Source organism: Collinsella aerofaciens, assembly GCF_015557435.1.
GTDB lineage: Bacteria > Actinomycetota > Coriobacteriia > Coriobacteriales > Coriobacteriaceae > Collinsella > Collinsella aerofaciens_Z.
Genome location: NZ_JADNOH010000070.1, coordinates 40,572 through 57,334, shown reverse-complemented (window position 1 = coordinate 57,334; position 16,763 = coordinate 40,572). Strand labels below are relative to the sequence as shown.

Genomic DNA, 16,763 nt, shown 5'->3' with positions numbered 1-16,763 from the left:
AAAGGCGCTGACCTTCTGGTCGCGCCTTTGAAATTGAACGGCAGATTGGCCAAACGGCGGGCTCGCAGCGTCGAGTGGTCCGCCGTTCGTTAGAACGGCGGAACCCTAATGCTCGATCCAACAACGTAAAGTTTCGCCGGCTTGCAGGTGACGCAGATTCTCTGCGGCAATGTCGACCACATTGTTGAGCGTAGCCTCCAAGTGGAACCAGCCCGAGACATGCGGCGTGATGAGCATGTTGGGCGCATCCCACAGTGGGCTTGTCTCAGGCAGCGGCTCGGGGTCGGTGACGTCGACCGCAGCACCGGCAAGGTGCCCGGACTCGAGTGCCGCAACCAAGTCGTCGGCGACCACAAGATCGCCGCGGCCGCCGTTGGCAAAGAAGGCGCCCGGTTTCATCGCGGTGAAGAACTCGGCGTTCGCCAGGCCGCGGGTCTCGGGTGTGCTGGGCATAAAGGATGCGACGATGTCAGCCTCGGCCAGGCGCTCGGGGAGGGCGTCCATGCCGTCCATGTACTCAAACACAATGGGATAGACGAGCGGATGGCGCTTGATGCCGCGGACGTGTGCGCCCATGCTGCGGCAGAGCGTGGCAAAGTGGCCGCCGATATCGCCCGCGCCCAGCACCAGCACGTTGGCATTTTTGAGCGAGGTAACCGGCCCCAAATCCTCCCAGCGATGCTCGCGCTGCAAGTCGTGATAGCCGGGCAGGCGCTTCATCATGGAAAGGACCATGGCAAACATGTGCTCGCTCACGGCCTGGCCGTAGGCGCCCACCGAGCAAGACAGTTTGGCGTCGGCTGGCACGGTGCCGGCGGCAAGGTAGTCGTCATAGCCGGCGGTCTGCAATTGCAACAGCTGGAGATGCTCGCATGCCGTGAGCATGTCAGGGTCGATGTTGCCCAGGATCACGTCGGCATCGGCGACCTGCTTGCGCGCGGCGGCGTCGGCGCTCGTGTAGATAAAGTCCTCGCCCGGAGCGCTCGACTCAAGAATTGCGCGATGACGGTCGTTGACGGGCAGCAAAACCAGGATGTTCACAGGCAGTCCTCTCCGCTCAACCTGCCAAAAAAGGGACAGGTTTATTTTGGCAGGTTTTATCAGGCAAAACGCTATAAAAACGCCGGGCTTCGCGATGGTTAACATATCCATCGTGAAGCCCGGCGCATCCACGGCTACCAGCTCAGCAGCTCGTAGCCGTCCTCGGTCACCACGAGCTGTACCTCGCACTGGGCCGAATCGCTGCCGTCCTTGGTGCGCACGCACCAGCCGTCGCCCTTGCTGATCTTGATGTCGGGCGCTCCGGCGTTGACCATGGGCTCGATGGTAAAGACCATGCCCGGAGCCATGATGGTGTCCACATCGGGCGCCTCGGTGGTAAAGCCCACAAACGGGTCCTCGTGGAACTCCTTACCGATGCCGTGTCCGCCGTACTCGCGCACCACGCTAAAACCGGCGTCCTCGACCGTCTTTTGCACGGCCTCGGCCATGACGGAGAGCGGCAGCCATGGCTTGACGGCCGCCAGACCCGCCTCCACGCTGGCGCGGGTGACATCGACCAGGCGCTGGCGCTCGGCCGAGACCTCGCCGATGCAGAACATACGGCTCGAGTCGCTAAAGTAGCCGTCTAGGATCGTGGAGCAGTCCACGTTGATGATGTCGCCCTTGTGCAGCACGTCCGTATCGCAGGGGATACCGTGGCAGACCACGTCGTTGATCGAGGTGCACACGCTCTTGGGATAGCCCTCGTAGTTGAGGTCGGCCGGCGTGCCACCGTGCTCGACGGTGTAGTCGTAGATCATCTGGTCGATCTGGTTGGTGGTCATGCCTGCGGCGATATGCTCGCCCACATAATCGAGCACGCCCACGTTGATGGCTGCCGAGCGCTTGATGCCCTCGATATCGGCGGGAGTCTTGTAGAGCGTGCGAGGCAGAACCTCCCAGCCCTCCTCCCACAGGCGCTCGAGGCGCTCGTCGAAAGCGCTGTGGCATTTCTTGTATTTCTTGCCGCTGCCGCACCAGCAAGCGTCGTTGCGGCCGGGTACGGGTCCTTTGTCATACATGGCTAACTTCCTTTCATCCGCAGCTAGTATAGCCCACCCGCAGACCAGCTCATTTGGGATGGGGCTCTTTTGGCTGACCCTGCATGGGATAAGGGGCAGCTAAAAAGCCCCGTCCCAAAAAGACTACCCTGGGCGGTTGTGGGCTAGTAGCTCACCTGGCAGGGGATGCCGAGGGCGCGCACGCGCTCGGCGATCGCGTCGAGCACCTCGGGTGCTGCTTTGGTAAGGCCGGCGACTGGCGTTTCGCGCGCCACCGTGTAGATGGTCGCCTCCTGCGGGCGAATGCGCTCGAGCGCCGCGAGCCAAGGGCCGACGTACTCCTCGCCGGTGTTGTCGATGAGCTTGCCCTGATACTCGCCGGTCAAAAAGATTGTCTGGATAATAACGTGACCGTCAAAGCTTACGAACGTCTCAATCTGGTGCTCGACGTCGTAGGGGCCAACAGGCTGGTCGAGCAGCTGGATAAACGCCGGGTCGACGGTATCGAGCTTGAGGATATTGTCGTCGACCATCATGAGCGCGTCGTGCACCTCGGGGCGGTCGGCGCGCGTGCCGTTGGAGAGCACGGCGATCTTGGAGTTTGGGGCAAACTCGTCGCGCAGCGCGACAGCGCCGGCGATGGCCTGCGGAAACTCCGGTGCGGCGGTGGGCTCGCCGTTGCCGGCAAACGTGATTACATCGGGCAGCTCACCTTCGACTGCCATCTCGCGCAATTTGGCCTCGAGTGCATCGAGCACCACGGCAGCCGTGTTATACGATTCGTGACAGGGGCGCTCGGCATTGAGACCGTTCTCGCAGTAGATGCAGTCGAACGTGCAGATCTTGCCGCTCGCCGGCATCATGTTGACACCGAGCGAAAGGCCCAGGCGACGGCTGCGAACGGGCCCAAAGATGGGGCTGGCATTTAGAAACGTAGACATAGGTAAAAGCTCCTCAAGACAATTAACCTTAAGCATAGCATCGGCTCCAACGTATGGTCCGGGCTTGTGCTTTGCAGGTTTCGTTTTTTAACTCTGCCTTCGATGCCGCGTCATGAAAGGTATCGGGTCGGGTACAGTTAATCTGTTAACAAAACGCAAGACGATGGGGCACAACATGGATTTTACGGTCGAGAATGCGGGCACCACGATCGCCTGCCGCGAGTATGCCGGCCCGGGTGTATCGTCCGATGCACCCGCCTTGGTGTGCGTTCACGGCGCCTGCGTCGACGGTGTCTTTTTTGACGGTATCGCCCGCGAGCTCGCCTGCGACTATCGCGTCATTGCCTACGACCGCCGCGGTTGCGGCGAGAGTGGCGACGCTGCAGACGGACGCTACGACCTCGCCGCCCAAGCCGCCGACCTGCAAGCTGTTATCGAGCATATTGGCGCTCCGGTAAACGTGCTCGCGCACAGTGCCGGTACGCTGGTGGCCCTGGAGCTTCTCCGTGCAAACCCCGCCATAATCTCGCGTGCGATTCTGCATGAACCCGCCGTGACGGATGAGGGTGCCGGTCTGGGCGCGGCCCCGGTTTTGCTCGAGATGATCGCCGCAGGAAAGGTCTCCAGGGCATTACGGGCCTTCCTGGGCGCCATCGGCGATTCGGACCCTGAGGCCCCCAAGTTGACCGTGGCGGAAGCCAAGCATGCCCTGCGCAACGGCCGCAGTTTCATGGCGAACGAATACGGGATTACTATGACCTGCGTTCCCGATTGGGATAGCGTTCGCGCGTCGAAAACGGTGGCCTCCGTGCTTTTGGGCGAGCTCTCGATTGGTACGCCCCGCGAGGCGGGAACGAGGATGGCGGCTGAGCTTTTGGATTGCCCCCTCGTAATGGTTCCCGGCGCGCACAACGGCCTGCGCGATCGCCCGGCAGCGGCTGCCCAGACTGTCCGTGGCATCCTGGGGTTCTAGCAGCTGCAAAAAAACAAAACAGGCTTCATCCGCAAACGTTTCGGCCGTGTTAACAAATGCGCTCAAAACCTTACGTTTGCGGCTTCAATCGCGCCGTCTGCCAACTCATAAAAATGTAACAGCATTCACGTGCCTACCTGCATCGACAAGGTGTTACCCTTGTAACATTTGGAACCCACCGCTCCATGCGAAACTATCGAAAGGGCCCCGTATGCTCAATAATCACAAGGTCAATCTAACCGACGAGGAGGCTGCCGCCGAGGTCGCCCGTGTCGCAAGGACCTACCCCGTGGTACGTTTGCTGTCGGCCGATCAGATTAAGAGCGAGCCTAACTGCCTGCTCGCCGGCGATCGCTGCCCTTGTCTGCGTCAGTCGAGTCTTGAGGCCTTGACAGATTCCGATGAGGTGTCGGAGCAACTGCTCAACGATGGTGTTGAGTACCGCGCCCGTCTGCGCCCTCTAAAGGTCGAGGGCGAGCCTCATGTCTTGCTGATGGTGCGTCCGATCGATGGGCAAGAGGCTGCAGAAGAGGACCTTGTCTACACCGACGTGCTGACGAATGTGCGCAATCGCCGATATTACGAAGAAAAGCTTCGTAGCGCCCGCATGAAGGCTGGCGTGGCGGTGATCGACCTTGATGATTTTAGGGTCTTCAACGATACATGTGGCCGCCATGCCGGCGACCTTGCGCTCGGTGCTGTGGCAACAGCCATACGCAGCGGTATTCGTTCGACTGACGAACTTGTGCGCTATGGCTGCGACAAGTTTGTGGTCGTCATGCCCAATATTCCCTCCGATGACTTTGCCCGTCGTCTGCGTCAGGTATCCGATGCCGTCCATTCCACGATTATTCCGGGCCATGAGTACGTGAGCTTGACGGCATGTGTTGGTGGCGTTCGCATTCATGGCGAGACGGTCGATGAGGGCGTTGGCCGTGCTGTCCAGTTACTGAGCCGCGCTAAGGCAAAAGCCGGTACGGTCGTGACCGATGCCGATTCCATCGAGGCCTTCCAAAGCGAAAAACCTTCGGTGCTTATTGTCGATGACTCCGAGATGAACCGAGCCATTCTCAACGAGATGCTCAAGGACGAGTATTGCATCCTCGAGGCCGATAACGGTCGTACGGCGCTCGATATGGTCGACCGTTATGGCGATGAGTTGTCGCTCGTGCTGCTGGACATTGTCATGCCGGGCGCGAGCGGCTTTGAGGTACTGGCCGATCTGTCGCGCCGATCGGGTATCGACAATCTGCCTGTCATCATGATTTCGAGCGAAGATTCCGATGATATGGTTCTGCGCTCGTACGAGCTGGGCGCCTCGGACTATATCAACCGCCCGTTTGACTCCCGTGTCGTGCGCCGCCGCGTAAGCAACACCATCCGCCTATACGCCAAACAGCGCCGCCTGACGAACCTGCTGTCCCAGCAGTACAACGAGCGTGTCAAGAACAGTCGCATGCTCATCGACATCATGGCCGGCGTCATGGAGCTTCGTAACGGCGAGAGCGGCAGGCACGTTACGAACATCGAGAAGCTGACCGAGCTGCTGCTTGGCTGTCTGGTCCAGCGTAGTGGCACCATCTCCCTCGACAATGAGGAGCGCTCCACGATTGCCCTGGCTTCGGCGCTGCACGATATCGGCAAGATGTCGATTGACGATGCGATTCTCAACAAACCCGGACGCCTTACGCCCGAGGAGTTCGAGATTATGAAGACACATACCACGATCGGCGCCGACATGCTGCGTGAGCTGGGTAGCCATCACGCCGGCAATGCGCTTATGGAATATGCGTACCAGATTGCGCGTTGGCACCACGAGCGCTGGGACGGCAAGGGTTATCCCGATGGCCTTAAGGGCGACGATATCCCCATCGCCGCGCAGGTGGTCTCGGTGGCTGACGTGTACGATGCACTGACGAGCGTGCGCGTGTACAAGGACGCTATCCCGCACGAGGAGGCGATCCAGATGATCCTGGACGGTAAGTGCGGCACCTTTAACCCGCTGCTGCTCGATTGTCTGCTCGAGGTGCAAGACCAAATTGCCGAGACGTTGGCACGCCCTGCCGACGTCGTCGCGTTTCCCACGATTTAGTTTGACCAAAGGAGTTTTTAATCCATGATTTCCATGCGTGAGGCGTATGAGAAGATCGGCGCTAATTATGATGACGCGTGTGCTCGGCTGATGGGCGGGGAAATGCTTGCCCGCTTTGCCCTCAAGTTTTTAGATGACGAGAGCATGGACAAGTTGGAAGCTGCCATGGCGGCAGGAGACGCCGAGGAAGCGTTTATGGCAGCGCACACGCTCAAGGGCGTGAGCCAGAACCTGGGATTCGATAATCTGTACGAGCCAGCGGTCGTGGTGACCGAAGCGCTGCGCGGCGCCGATGCTGTTGACGGCGCTCGCGAGGGAATGCATGCGTTACAGCAGCAATATGCGGCTACGATGTCGGCCCTGCGCGAGGCGGCCGAATAAGAGCTTGCGAGCTTTGATGACTATGAGAGTGGATACTCTCCCGTTTTAGGCCCGGTGGCGGCCTCAAAGTGGGAGATTATCCACTCTCGTTCGATACGTGTCCAAAAATCCACTCTCACCCCTTCTGATTAGTAAATGGCCTATGCGCACTGGCGGGGCTTTCCGCATGCAATCCATATCGTTGTTCGATAAACTGTTCGAATAACGATAGAGTCGATGAGGGTGAGTGTATGTCCAACAGCGTTCAGCGTATGGTCAAGGCGGGCGAAAATATCAGGAAGCTTGGTTTTTGCATGGCAGCCGTTTTTGCAGGGATGCTCGTCGCTTTTGCCGCGTTGGTTGTTTACGTGATCTGGTATGCGGTTGCAAACGTTGCTTCTGTCGATTCTTTCGGTGTCGTGACGCTTCTCGACGGCGGGCGCGTCGTCATCCCAAGCGGACTGTGCATGGCGCTTGTCGCAGGTATTTCGCTTGTCGTTATGTGCGGAATTGGCCGTAACATCTCGCGGGGCGTATCGCCCTTTACCAAGGCGCATGTGCGGCTTATCCGTGTTCTTGCACTTGCCTTTGCTGTTAACGCCGCGGTTTCGCTTGTTGGTGCCTATGAATCGGTCGATCTCACCATTGGCGGACTGGAGCTTTACATCGTGCCTCATTCCTTCGTTGTTGCGATTTGCCAAGGTGTTACCTTGGATGCGGGGTCGTTTATCGGCGCGGTCGTCTGTTTATTTATCTCGGCAATCTGGAGTTATGCCTCGCTGCTCCAAGAGCAGTCTGATGAGCTTGTGTAGGGAGGAAACATGAGCTATCTCATCATCGAGCTCGAGACACAGCTGCTTAAGACCGGAAAGACCAGCGCCGATCTGATTCGGGCGACGGGGCATACTCCGGCTAATATTTCAAAGCTAAGAAACGGAAAAATTAAAGCCATTCGCCTCAAGACGCTTCTCGATATCTGTGATGAACTTGATTGTCAGCCGGGAGATATTATTCAGCGCGTGAGCGAGGAGGAGCTCGAGGAGCTTATTGTCGAGCGCGCAAAAAATGTCGTGAGGCAGATGCGGGACGGCGGAGGCAACGAGGCGTCGCTTCCGACATCAGTCTTTGCTGTAGATTTGAGCGACGAGTAGCATAAAGCGAACAACTAAAAACGAAATATCAGTGCGATGGGACCCGTGTTTAACGCAGGTCCTTTCTTTTGAAATTATCTTGACAAATTCAAGTTATCGACAAACAATAACTAGAAGTAAATTCGATAAGAGAAAGGGGGAACGATATGAGTGCATCAGCGGTAAGGCTATCAAAGGTGTCGAAGCGCTATAGGAAACGGCGCGTTTTGCGTGACGTTTCCTTCGAGGTGCATCAGTCTGAGCTCTGCGCCCTTGTTGGTGAGAACGGGGCAGGCAAAAGCACGCTCATTAAAATCGTATTGGGCCTCTGTGAGCCATCTTCGGGGAGCGTGGAGCTCTTTGGAGGCAAGTCAAAAAGAGAGCTGAGCCTGATGCGAGCGCATGTTGGCTATGTGCCAGATTCCAGCGGAGCATACCAGTCCCTCAGTGCGGCTGAGAATCTTCAAATCCGATGTGCGGAATGGGGGCTCGATGAGAGCCGTGAGGTTCCTCGCGTTTTGAGTCTGGTTGGACTGGACGTCGAAGAGAAAAAGAGCGTGAGCAGTTTTTCTCTGGGAATGAAACGGCGGCTGGATATAGCTACGGCTTTGTTGGGTGACACCGACTTGCTTATTTTTGATGAGCCGGCAAATGGGTTGGACCCGCTGGGCATCGAGAATATATGGGCCCTTATCGGTCGATTGAATCGAGAGCAGGGTAAGACCATGCTCATCTCTAGTCATGATTTGGATGAGTTGGCATCGGTTGCAACAAGCTGCCTGTTTATTCATGACGGTGAACTGCTGAAAAAGGAATCGATGGACGTCATAAGGGATGAGGCGTCGTCCCTAAAAGAGTATTACAGGCGCTTGATGAAGGCGGTCTCGCTATGAAGCAGGCGATTCGTCCCATAAGGGCAGATTTGATGCGTTTGCACAGAATGTTCCCGGCGCAGTTTGGTCTTGCGCTTATGTTGACGTTCGGTCTTCTCTTTGGCGTCATCCTAAATAACGGAGCAACGTTGCTAGCCTTTGGCAATGGCGTTTGTGGGGAGGATATTGGTTTCATCTGGAATGTAATCGACCCTTCTGCGCCTGACGAGTCCCTTGCGCGCAGTGCTTTTGTCGGTACATCCCTGTTCGTCCCACTCATCATTTGTCTGGTGCTTTTACAGGAGCATGGCTATAAAGAGGGATACCGAATTTCTTCGGCAAGAGGCCTCGCCCGCTTTAATGGGGCTCTGGCACACGTGCTTTCGTCTGCTTTAATGATTGTCGCAGCATATAGCGTGCTTTGCCTTCTTCTGCTTGCAATAGCCATAATACGTGGGGGACAAAACTGCACGCACGGCATGCTGGCTGCATTTTTGCCTGCGATGTTAGTCAACGCCGTATTGGTGATATCGGTTGCGTTGGAGACGGTGACCATCTACCGGATTACAAGCAGCGCCGTATTTAGCGGGGCTGCGGTAATAATAGGGTTTGTCATGAGCCTGACGCTCTACGGAGCTTACCTTCAGTCGCCCACACCATCCTTGCGATGGATCTTCTTTCTTCCGGGGCCGTACCTTGGAGTCGGATGTGCCCTTGGGTATAGCGATATGGGCCAGCTCACGCTTCTGGGGTATGGCGCGGCAGCCGGCTGTCTATCGGTATTGATTTACACTCTCGTGACCTGTCATGTCGGAGGTGTACTCAATGGCTCGTCAGATTAAAGGGTTCCTCCATTCAGAATTGAAGCATGCGAGCAAATGGGCATACGCCTTAATCCTGGCAATTTATGCGTGCATGGTGGTATTGCAGCTTAATTCTTTCCCGATGTGGTTCTGTAGCCTCCGTGAGAACAGTTTCTTGGGCTTTTTCCCAGACCCGACGCTTCGGCTATCGGCAGAGGATGTCCTTCTATTTGATAATGCAGAGGTTTTTCGCGGTCTGTTGTTCAACGTGGCCCCGTTGGCTCACGCATTGTTCTTTCCGTTCATCGCGGCTTGCATTGTTCCGTGCTTTGTCAGTTCGGGCTTTGTTGAGGAACCGTGGGGGTTGTCGGAGGCTCGGGGAGGGAAGCGGGTATGCGCTACTGTTGCGCGAGCGATGCTGTCTTCTTTCGCCCTTTTGGGCGCCTTTGTCCTGTCGAGCGTCGTTTTGTACCGTCTTAACTGCGCGATCGTTTCGGATGCACAACAGTATTCTAACCTAGATATATTTTGCTATCGACTTCTTCTGACCAGTGTCGTCTGCCTGGCATACACGGTCTCTAGCGTGATCGTTGTTTCTTATTTTGGGTCTGGCTTCGGTCCCATTGGCATGTTGTTGGTTGTCAACGTCGTAGCGATCTACATACAGCTCGGAGCCGATTCCATGCTTCCGCTTCCGTCCTCGATGCTCATGTGGACTTGCGGTGTGACCCCGTTGGGGAATGGCCAATGCGTTTCGATTTTAATTGACTGTCTAATAAACGTAGCAAGCGTTTTAGCCATCTGCTTTACCGTCGACCGATTGCGGTCGAGATTTCTTTGATTGTTTGTGAGGGATAATCATACCGAGCATACCAAATACAGGGGGGGCGGGCACCGTGGCTGGTGTCCGCCCCCCCCCTGGCATGGAAGGTTTAAGCCTGTGTGATTCGCGAGCTAGCGGGCCTGCTTAACCTTTGCCGCCGCCTCGACAAACGACTTCCACAGGTTAAAGTCGGTCTCGAGTGTCTGCCAGGTGTACTCGGGATGCCATTGCACGCCCAGGCAGAAGGGCTGGCCCTCGACCTCGATGCACTCGGGCACGCCGTCGGTTGCCTGGGCGACCAGACGCGTGTGCTTGCCCAGACGGTCGACGCAGCAGTGGTGCGCCGAGTTGGTCTGGATGAGCTTGTGCCCGCCGAGTGCGCGCTCCAGCAGCGAGCCCGGTACGACCTCGACAGGGTGCACGGGGTCGTTGAGCACGTGGGTGTGGCGCCACTGCGTGCGACCCTCGCGCGCGCCCAGACTTGGCACATCCATGCACAGGGTGCCGCCGGTGGCGACGTTTAACAACTGCGTGCCACGGCAGGTGGTAAAGAGCGGCTTCTTGGCGCGGAGCACCTCGCCGACCAGCTTAAACTCAAAGCTATCGCGGATCTCGCAGCACAGCGTGGGGTCGTAGGGTCGATCATCGCCCCAGCGTTTGGGGTTGACATCCGGGCCGCCGGGAATAGCGATACCGTCGGCGATATCGACGTAATGGCGGATGACCTCAATGTCCTCGGTGATGGACATCTGCAGCGGCAGGCCGCCGGCGGCAAGGATGGCATCGACAAAGACACTTGCGATTTCCTCGTTGGGGGAGAGCGTCTCGCTTAAAAACGGCTTCGCCTCTTCCCAGCGCGGCGCGACGAGGATCAGTGGGCGGTCGGCGGGGGCGACGTCGACGTGCGGGGTGTATGAGGATGAGGTGCGGGTTCCGATCATAGGGGTGGCTTTCGAATTCGGATTGACATGGCGGGCGGGCGTGGTTACTGGGTTAGTGGCCCTTGATGGAATTGAGGAAGTCCTGGGCGCGCTTGGTCTGGGGATGGTCGAAGAACTCGTCGGGCGTGCCGGTCTCCACGATTTGGCCATCGGCCATAAACACGACGCGGTCGGCCACGCGGCGGGCAAAGTTCATCTCGTGCGTGATGACGATCATTGTCATGCCCTGCTGGGCCAGGCGAACCATGACCTCGAGCACCTCGTTGATCATCTCGGGGTCAAGGGCACTCGTGGGCTCGTCAAAAAGCATGGCCTTGGGCTGCATGGCAAGCGAGCGGGCGATGGCCACGCGCTGCTGCTGGCCGCCCGAGAGCTGTGCGGGCACTTTGTCGGCCTGCTCGGCCACGCCCACGCGGCTCAGGAGGTCCATGGCGCGCTCGCGCGCCTCGTCCTTGGGCACGCCCAGCACGTCGACCGGACCCAGCATGACGTTCTGCAGCACGGTCATGTGCGCGAACAGGTTGAACTGCTGAAACACCATGCCCAGCTCGGCGCGCATGCGGGCAAGGTCCTTGCCTTCCTGCGGCAGGGGCTGGCCTTCGATGAGGATCTCGCCTGAGTCGATGGTCTCCAGGCGGTTGATGGTGCGGCACATGGTCGACTTGCCCGAGCCCGAGGGGCCGATCACGACGACGACCTCGCCGCGGTCGACCGACAGGTTGATGTCGTTGAGGACGTGCAGGTCACCATAGTGTTTGTCGACGTGCTTGAGCTCGATCAGCGGCTGCTTGTCGGTAGAAGTAGTGCTCTGTGCCATGATGCTCGGCTCCTTATGCCTTAAAAACGTGGGTACTTAGCGAATGATGGTTGCGCCGGTCTTGTGCGAAACATAGATGGCGGCCTTGTTGATGGCGACGTTGATGAGGATGTAGATGATCGCAATCACCAGGTAGACCGATACAAGCGCATCGTAGTTGGTGATAAGCACGCGGGCGTTCTGCATCAGGTCGGGGTAGCTCACCACGTAGGCGACGGTGGTGTCCTTAACCACGACCACAAGCTGCGAAATCAACGATGGGATGATAAACCGAATCGCCTGGGGCAGCACGATTTTAAAGGTGATTTTAGCCTTGGAGAGGCCGAGCGCCTGAGCCGCCTCGACCTGACCGCGCGGCACGGCATTGACGCCGGCGCGGAAGATCTCGGCCAGCACGCCGGCCGCGGCGAGTGCGACGGGCAGCGTGAGCATCCAGAACGACGGCAGCGCGATCTTGTACTGGGGTAGCACCAAAAAGAAGAAATAGATGAACAGCAGGCTCGGCACGCCGCGGAAGAAGTCGGTGAGCACGCGGCAGACCAGCTGTAGCGGCTTGATGTCGCTCGTGCGGCCGAGCATGAGGGCGAGACCCAGCACCAGAGCGATGGCGCCTGCGGTGAGCGCGACCTTGACGGTGCCCTCAAAGCCGGCGAGCAAAAACTTCCAGGTGGTGAGGTGCGTAAAGAAGTACCAGTAGTGGACCGAGAGCTGACCGGTCACGTAAAAACGCTGCAGCACGAGGACGACGAGTGCCGCAACGGCAACGAGCGAGATGGCAGTGCCGATACGAATCTTGGCGCGCATCTTGGGGCCGGGAGCCTCGTAGAGCGCATCGCGCATGGTGAGCGCAGGGGAGGAGTGCTTGCTCATCGGAGGATTCTCACCTTCTTATCGATGTAGTTGCCAATGTGGCTCACCACAAAAGCCGTGCCCAGGTAGCCGAGGGCCGAGATAAAGAACGCGGCGACGCCACCGAGCGAGCGCGTGTTGATGTAGCTTACCACGCCGGTGAGTTCCTGCGGCTGCAACGGCACCTGGCTACCCAGGGCGGTGGTGAGCATGACGGCGATAAAGAGGTTGGTCATGGGCAGCACACTCGAGCGCAGCGCCTGCGGAATCACGATCTTGGCGAGGATGCGGTTGAAGTTCATGCCGAGCGAGCGGGCAGCCTCGACCTGGCCCACGCCCACGGTGTTGATGCCGCTCATAAAGTTCTCGGAGCCAAAGGCAGAACCCAAGAGCACCGTGGCGACGATGACGCAGGTGCGGTAGGGCAGGACGACCTTGAGCGGCGGCAGCGCATAGACGACGATAATGAGCAGCGCGATGCCGGGGATGTTACGGAAGACCTGGACATACAGGTCGCCAAAGACGCGCAGCGGCTTGAGCGGCGACACGCGCATCACGGTGACGGCGACGGCCAGCACCATGGCGATGGCAAACGACTCAAGCGTCATGCCCCAGGTTGCTAGCAGCGCGTCGATATAGTTCTGGCCATAGAGCGACCAGAGCTCGGAGAGACTCATGCGGACCTCCCGCCGGTAAGGAAAGGGGCTCCCGTGTGTACGGAAGCCCCGACAACTCAGTGAGGAAACAGTTTAGCGCAATAAAGCACATCGCGCGTTTCCGTATGGTTTCGTAGCGGCCGTTACCAGGTTCGCTGCCTAGGCGCCGATCTCGGGCAGCTCGGGAACATTGGTGTCGCCCGTACGGTCGCCGATGCAGATCTGCCACAGCTCGGTCCAGGTGCCGTCGTCCTCGATCTTCTTAAGGAAGTCGTTGACAAAGGCGACGCCGTCGGAATCGAGCGGCAGGCCGATACCGTAGGGCTCTTTGCTGCCGAAGGGCTTGCCGGCGATCTTGTACTTACCGGGTTCGCGGACCAGGGCGCTCTGCTGCATGTTGTTATCGATGACATAGGCGTCAACGCGACCCTGCTGAAGTGCCTGACGGGCCTCCTCGTCGGTCTTGAACTCCTGCTGGCTGGCCTTGGGAGCGAACTCCTCCAGGATGGCGGGGCCGTTGGAGCCGGACTGGACGGCGACGTTCTTGTCGGCAAGGTCGTCGACGCTCTTGATGTCGTCGTTGTCGGCGAGCACCAGGATAGCCTGCTGGGTGTAGTAGTAGGGACCGGCGAAGGAGACGAGCTTCTTGCGCTCGTCAGTGATGGTGTAGGTGGCAAAGACAGCGTCGACCTGGCCGTTCTGCAGGACGGACTCGCGCGTGTCCGAGGTCACCTGGGTGATCTCGACCTTGTTCTCGCCCAGAATGTAGTTGGACAGGAGCTGTGCGATACCGGCGTCGAAGCCGCGGGTCTGACCGTCTTTCTCGTTGAGGAGGGAGAAAAGTGTGGAGGTCTGAACGCCACCGATCTTAAAGACACCGGCGTCCTTGACGGCCGTGGCCCAGGTGCTGGCGGCGATGGCGTCGTCATCGGCCTTGGGGCCGTTGTCGACGAGTTTGTCGAATGCCTTGGCATCGAGTATGGTGGAAGCCTCGGTATCTTCGGAGCTCTTGGAGGAGCCGGCGGCGGAACCCTTGTCGGCCTCGGCGCTGGTGTCGGAGCAGCCGGCAAGACCAAGGCCGGCGACGGTTGCGAAGGTGGCGGCAACGAAGCCGCGGCGGTCGAGAACGACCTGCTGGGAGAGGTTTTTGCTCATGGTAGAACACCTTTCTCAATAAAATCCCTAGCGGTTGAGTAGAGTTATACCCTATCCCGCTCAAATGGGTCAACACGAAATAACTCAGAAACATACTTACCTTATGGGTAATTCTTCCTACCAAAAAGGGACAGGCACCTTTGTGGTGGTTCTTGCAGATGTGGTGGCCTGTCTCGCTGCTTTGTCTCAATCTGTAACAGTTAGACGAGGAAATGGGTTCTACCTGTTACAGATCGAGATTTTCTCTTTAGGGGAATTCGAATGTCTCAATCTGTAACATCTGGACGGCCAGAAGGTCTCTATCTGTTACAGATTGAGACAAAGGTCAGGGACTAAGACGTCTTTTCTAGATCTGTAACAGTTAGACGGGAATTCGGGCCATAGATGTTACAGATTGAGATAATCGCGTCGCGAAAATAAAAACCTCCGCATGGGTGCTTCCCTTGCGGAGGTTTTTTACTCGTTGAGTAGCCTTACGGCCTCGGCGGCCATGTTCTCGACCGTCATGCCGTTCTGAGCGAGCAGCTCGTTGGGGTCGTAGCGGTCGGGGAAGCCCTTGGCGATGCCGAAGGTGCGCGTGCGCACGGGCGTGCAGGCCAAGTAGCACGCGACGCGTTCGCCCCAACCGCCGTCCAAGATGCCGTCCTCGAGGGTGACGACAACGCGATGCTTGGCGGCAAGGCTGTCGAGGAACTCGCGGTCAAGCTCGGTTGCAAAGCGAGGGTTGACGAGCGTGGCCTCGATACCGTATTCGGCTGCCAAGCGGTTTGCCACACGCTCGCCCAGCTCAAAGAAATCGCCGAGCGCGAGCACGGCCACGTCGCGGCCTTGGCGCACCACGTTGTAGCGCGCGACACCGTAATCGGCGTCCTCGGCAGGCGCCAAGTCGGGGCGGCTTACCAGGCCAATGCCGGGCACGCGAATCGCCACAGGATGCTCGCGGTGGTCGAGCGACCAGCTCAGCATGGACAGATATTCCTCCATGCAGGCTGGTGCCAAGTAGTGCATGTTGGGAAGACCGCCCAGCATGGAAATATCAAAGAACGAAAGGTGCGTCTCGGACGTAGTGCCAAAGATTGATGCGCCAAACACTAGGATCGTCGCCGGGGCATCGTTGAGGCACAGGTCGTGCCACAGCTCGTCGTAGGCGCGCTGCAAAAACGTGCCGTACACACCAAAGACTGGCTTGGCGCCCGAGCGCGCAAGCGCGGTGGCAAAGGTCACGGCGTGCTCCTCGGCAATGCCCACGTCAACAAACTGCTTGCCTGCCGCGGCGCGAAGCTCGGGCGTAAAGCCCATGATGTAGGGCGTTGCGGCCGTGATGCCCACAACCTGCGGATCGCTCTCTATGGCAGCGCTCAGGGCCTCGCCCGTAATGTCGGCATAGGTGCGCGGCGCAGGCTCGCTCGGATGGCCCGGGCAGAGCTTGCGCCCAGTCGCCATGTCAAACGGACCTACATGATGCCAGCGCTCGGGGTCGCTCTGGGCCGGCTCAAAGCCCTTGCCCTTCGCGGTGGAGACGTGCAGCACGATGGGATGATCGATATCGCCCAGTTCCTGCAGCACGTCGACTAGGGCCAACACATCGTTACCGGCGTCCAGATAGCGGTAGTCGAGCCCCATCGCGCGGAAAACGTTGCGCTCACAGGTGCCGTTGCTGGCGCGCAGCTCGGCCAGATTGCGATACAGGCCGCCATGGTTCTCGGCAATGGACTGGTCATTGTCATTGACGATGATGATCAGGTTGCTGTCGAGATCGGCGGCATTGTTAAAGCCCTCAAACGCCAGACCGCCCGAAAGCGAACCGTCGCCAATGATGGTAATGACGTTGTAGCTGTCGCCCGCCAGGTCGCGCGCGTGGGCAAGGCCGCAGCCCAGGCTCACCGACGTGGAGGTATGGCCCATGGCGAACAGGTCGTGCTCGGACTCGTCGGGATTGGCAAAGCCAGAGACCTCGCCGTAGCGTGCCGGGTCGATATAAGTGTACGCGCGCCCAGTCAGCGCCTTGTGGGCATAGGTCTGGTGTGACACGTCAAAGACAATTTTGTCGGTGGGGGAGTTAAACACGCGATGGAGCGCGACCGTAAGCTCAACGACGCCCAGGTTGGGGGCAACGTGCCCGCCGACGGCGGCGGAGCTTTCGAGGATGGCGTGGCGGATCTCGCCGCAGAGCAGCGGAAGCTCGGCGCGATCGAGAGCCTTGACGTCCTCGGGCGTTGTCGTTTGCGTAAGCAGCATCGTTGTGGGTTACTCCATGCGAATCGTGCGCCGGCACTCCCTCGGCCGGCACAATTGCACAAGACAGTCTC

The 16,763-nt window shown here is 58.7% G+C and carries 16 protein-coding genes; 7 read left to right on the top strand and 9 right to left on the bottom strand.

The window, feature by feature from the left end; all coding sequences use genetic code 11:
* Positions 1-105: 105 nt before the first annotated feature.
* The 3 genes from I2G43_RS06625 to I2G43_RS06615 form a co-directional block, all read right to left on the bottom strand.
* Positions 106-1,041: a D-2-hydroxyacid dehydrogenase gene (locus tag I2G43_RS06625; protein ID WP_195535547.1), complete on the bottom strand. Its 936-nt coding sequence runs from the start codon at positions 1,039-1,041 to the stop codon at positions 106-108.
* Between the two features lie 134 nt (positions 1,042-1,175).
* Positions 1,176-2,063, bottom strand: a complete 888-nt coding sequence (map, locus tag I2G43_RS06620) for a type I methionyl aminopeptidase (RefSeq protein WP_195535546.1) — start codon at positions 2,061-2,063, stop codon at positions 1,176-1,178.
* Between the two features lie 143 nt (positions 2,064-2,206).
* Positions 2,207-2,983, bottom strand: a complete 777-nt coding sequence (locus I2G43_RS06615) for a radical SAM protein (RefSeq protein WP_195535545.1) — start codon at positions 2,981-2,983, stop codon at positions 2,207-2,209.
* 175 nt (positions 2,984-3,158) lie between these two features.
* Here I2G43_RS06615 and I2G43_RS06610 point away from each other — a divergent pair, with 175 nt between their 5' ends.
* The 7 genes from I2G43_RS06610 to I2G43_RS06580 all read left to right on the top strand — a co-directional run bounded on the left by I2G43_RS06610 (position 3,159) and on the right by I2G43_RS06580 (position 9,252).
* A complete protein-coding gene (locus tag I2G43_RS06610; RefSeq protein WP_195535544.1) occupies positions 3,159-3,956 on the top strand; it encodes an alpha/beta fold hydrolase in 798 nt (265 codons plus the stop codon).
* Positions 3,957-4,167: 211 nt separating this feature from the next.
* The gene (locus I2G43_RS06605) at positions 4,168-6,048 is read left to right on the top strand and encodes a diguanylate cyclase (protein WP_195535543.1); all 1,881 of its coding nucleotides are present in this window, start codon (positions 4,168-4,170) and stop codon (positions 6,046-6,048) included.
* 24 nt (positions 6,049-6,072) lie between these two features.
* A complete protein-coding gene (locus I2G43_RS06600) occupies positions 6,073-6,429 on the top strand; it encodes an Hpt domain-containing protein (protein WP_138113231.1) in 357 nt (118 codons plus the stop codon).
* Positions 6,430-6,659: 230 nt separating this feature from the next.
* Entirely contained in the window at positions 6,660-7,220 is a 561-nt protein-coding gene (locus I2G43_RS06595) for a hypothetical protein (RefSeq protein ID WP_195535542.1), read from the top strand.
* Between the two features lie 9 nt (positions 7,221-7,229).
* Positions 7,230-7,559 carry a helix-turn-helix domain-containing protein gene (locus I2G43_RS06590; protein WP_195535541.1) on the top strand — a complete coding sequence of 110 codons (330 nt, stop codon included), beginning with the start codon at positions 7,230-7,232 and terminating at the stop codon, positions 7,557-7,559.
* Positions 7,560-7,705: 146 nt separating this feature from the next.
* Positions 7,706-8,431, top strand: coding sequence for an ABC transporter ATP-binding protein (locus I2G43_RS06585; protein ID WP_195535540.1), 726 nt, complete (start codon positions 7,706-7,708; stop codon positions 8,429-8,431).
* Positions 8,428-9,252: a hypothetical protein gene (locus I2G43_RS06580; RefSeq protein WP_195535539.1), complete on the top strand. Its 825-nt coding sequence runs from the start codon at positions 8,428-8,430 to the stop codon at positions 9,250-9,252. The genes I2G43_RS06585 and I2G43_RS06580 overlap by 4 nt, the downstream gene beginning before the upstream one ends.
* Positions 9,253-10,167: 915 nt before the next feature.
* Here the strand turns inward: I2G43_RS06580 and I2G43_RS06575 are convergent.
* The 6 genes from I2G43_RS06575 to I2G43_RS06550 form a co-directional block, all read right to left on the bottom strand.
* The gene (locus I2G43_RS06575; protein WP_195535538.1) at positions 10,168-10,977 is read right to left on the bottom strand and encodes a gamma-glutamyl-gamma-aminobutyrate hydrolase family protein; all 810 of its coding nucleotides are present in this window, start codon (positions 10,975-10,977) and stop codon (positions 10,168-10,170) included.
* 52 nt (positions 10,978-11,029) lie between these two features.
* Positions 11,030-11,794 carry an amino acid ABC transporter ATP-binding protein gene (locus I2G43_RS06570; protein WP_195535537.1) on the bottom strand — a complete coding sequence of 255 codons (765 nt, stop codon included), beginning with the start codon at positions 11,792-11,794 and terminating at the stop codon, positions 11,030-11,032.
* A gap of 36 nt (positions 11,795-11,830) precedes the next feature.
* Positions 11,831-12,664, bottom strand: coding sequence for an amino acid ABC transporter permease (locus I2G43_RS06565; protein ID WP_195535536.1), 834 nt, complete (start codon positions 12,662-12,664; stop codon positions 11,831-11,833).
* On the bottom strand, positions 12,661-13,320 hold the full coding sequence (locus tag I2G43_RS06560; RefSeq protein ID WP_195535535.1) for an amino acid ABC transporter permease: 660 nt from the start codon (positions 13,318-13,320) through the stop codon (positions 12,661-12,663). The genes I2G43_RS06565 and I2G43_RS06560 overlap by 4 nt, the downstream gene beginning before the upstream one ends.
* A gap of 138 nt (positions 13,321-13,458) precedes the next feature.
* On the bottom strand, positions 13,459-14,454 hold the full coding sequence (locus I2G43_RS06555; protein ID WP_055251966.1) for a glutamate ABC transporter substrate-binding protein: 996 nt from the start codon (positions 14,452-14,454) through the stop codon (positions 13,459-13,461).
* Positions 14,455-14,910: 456 nt separating this feature from the next.
* Positions 14,911-16,692, bottom strand: coding sequence for a 1-deoxy-D-xylulose-5-phosphate synthase (locus I2G43_RS06550; protein ID WP_195535534.1), 1,782 nt, complete (start codon positions 16,690-16,692; stop codon positions 14,911-14,913).
* Positions 16,693-16,763 lie beyond the last annotated feature (71 nt).

What these genes read in the sequence shown, in the direction of transcription:
- map (WP_195535546.1), bottom strand. Translation starts at nt 2,063, where the DNA reads ATGTATGACAAAGGACCCGTACCCGGCCGCAACGACGCTTGCTGGTGC.
- I2G43_RS06580 (WP_195535539.1), top strand. Translation starts at nt 8,428, where the DNA reads ATGAAGCAGGCGATTCGTCCCATAAGGGCAGATTTGATGCGTTTGCAC.
- I2G43_RS06595 (WP_195535542.1), top strand. Translation starts at nt 6,660, where the DNA reads ATGTCCAACAGCGTTCAGCGTATGGTCAAGGCGGGCGAAAATATCAGG.
- I2G43_RS06555 (WP_055251966.1), bottom strand. Translation starts at nt 14,454, where the DNA reads ATGAGCAAAAACCTCTCCCAGCAGGTCGTTCTCGACCGCCGCGGCTTC.
- I2G43_RS06575 (WP_195535538.1), bottom strand. Translation starts at nt 10,977, where the DNA reads ATGATCGGAACCCGCACCTCATCCTCATACACCCCGCACGTCGACGTC.
- I2G43_RS06585 (WP_195535540.1), top strand. Translation starts at nt 7,706, where the DNA reads ATGAGTGCATCAGCGGTAAGGCTATCAAAGGTGTCGAAGCGCTATAGG.
- I2G43_RS06560 (WP_195535535.1), bottom strand. Translation starts at nt 13,320, where the DNA reads ATGAGTCTCTCCGAGCTCTGGTCGCTCTATGGCCAGAACTATATCGAC.
- I2G43_RS06550 (WP_195535534.1), bottom strand. Translation starts at nt 16,692, where the DNA reads ATGCTGCTTACGCAAACGACAACGCCCGAGGACGTCAAGGCTCTCGAT.
- I2G43_RS06610 (WP_195535544.1), top strand. Translation starts at nt 3,159, where the DNA reads ATGGATTTTACGGTCGAGAATGCGGGCACCACGATCGCCTGCCGCGAG.
- I2G43_RS06600 (WP_138113231.1), top strand. Translation starts at nt 6,073, where the DNA reads ATGATTTCCATGCGTGAGGCGTATGAGAAGATCGGCGCTAATTATGAT.
- I2G43_RS06565 (WP_195535536.1), bottom strand. Translation starts at nt 12,664, where the DNA reads ATGAGCAAGCACTCCTCCCCTGCGCTCACCATGCGCGATGCGCTCTAC.
- I2G43_RS06605 (WP_195535543.1), top strand. Translation starts at nt 4,168, where the DNA reads ATGCTCAATAATCACAAGGTCAATCTAACCGACGAGGAGGCTGCCGCC.
- I2G43_RS06590 (WP_195535541.1), top strand. Translation starts at nt 7,230, where the DNA reads ATGAGCTATCTCATCATCGAGCTCGAGACACAGCTGCTTAAGACCGGA.
- I2G43_RS06615 (WP_195535545.1), bottom strand. Translation starts at nt 2,983, where the DNA reads ATGTCTACGTTTCTAAATGCCAGCCCCATCTTTGGGCCCGTTCGCAGC.
- I2G43_RS06570 (WP_195535537.1), bottom strand. Translation starts at nt 11,794, where the DNA reads ATGGCACAGAGCACTACTTCTACCGACAAGCAGCCGCTGATCGAGCTC.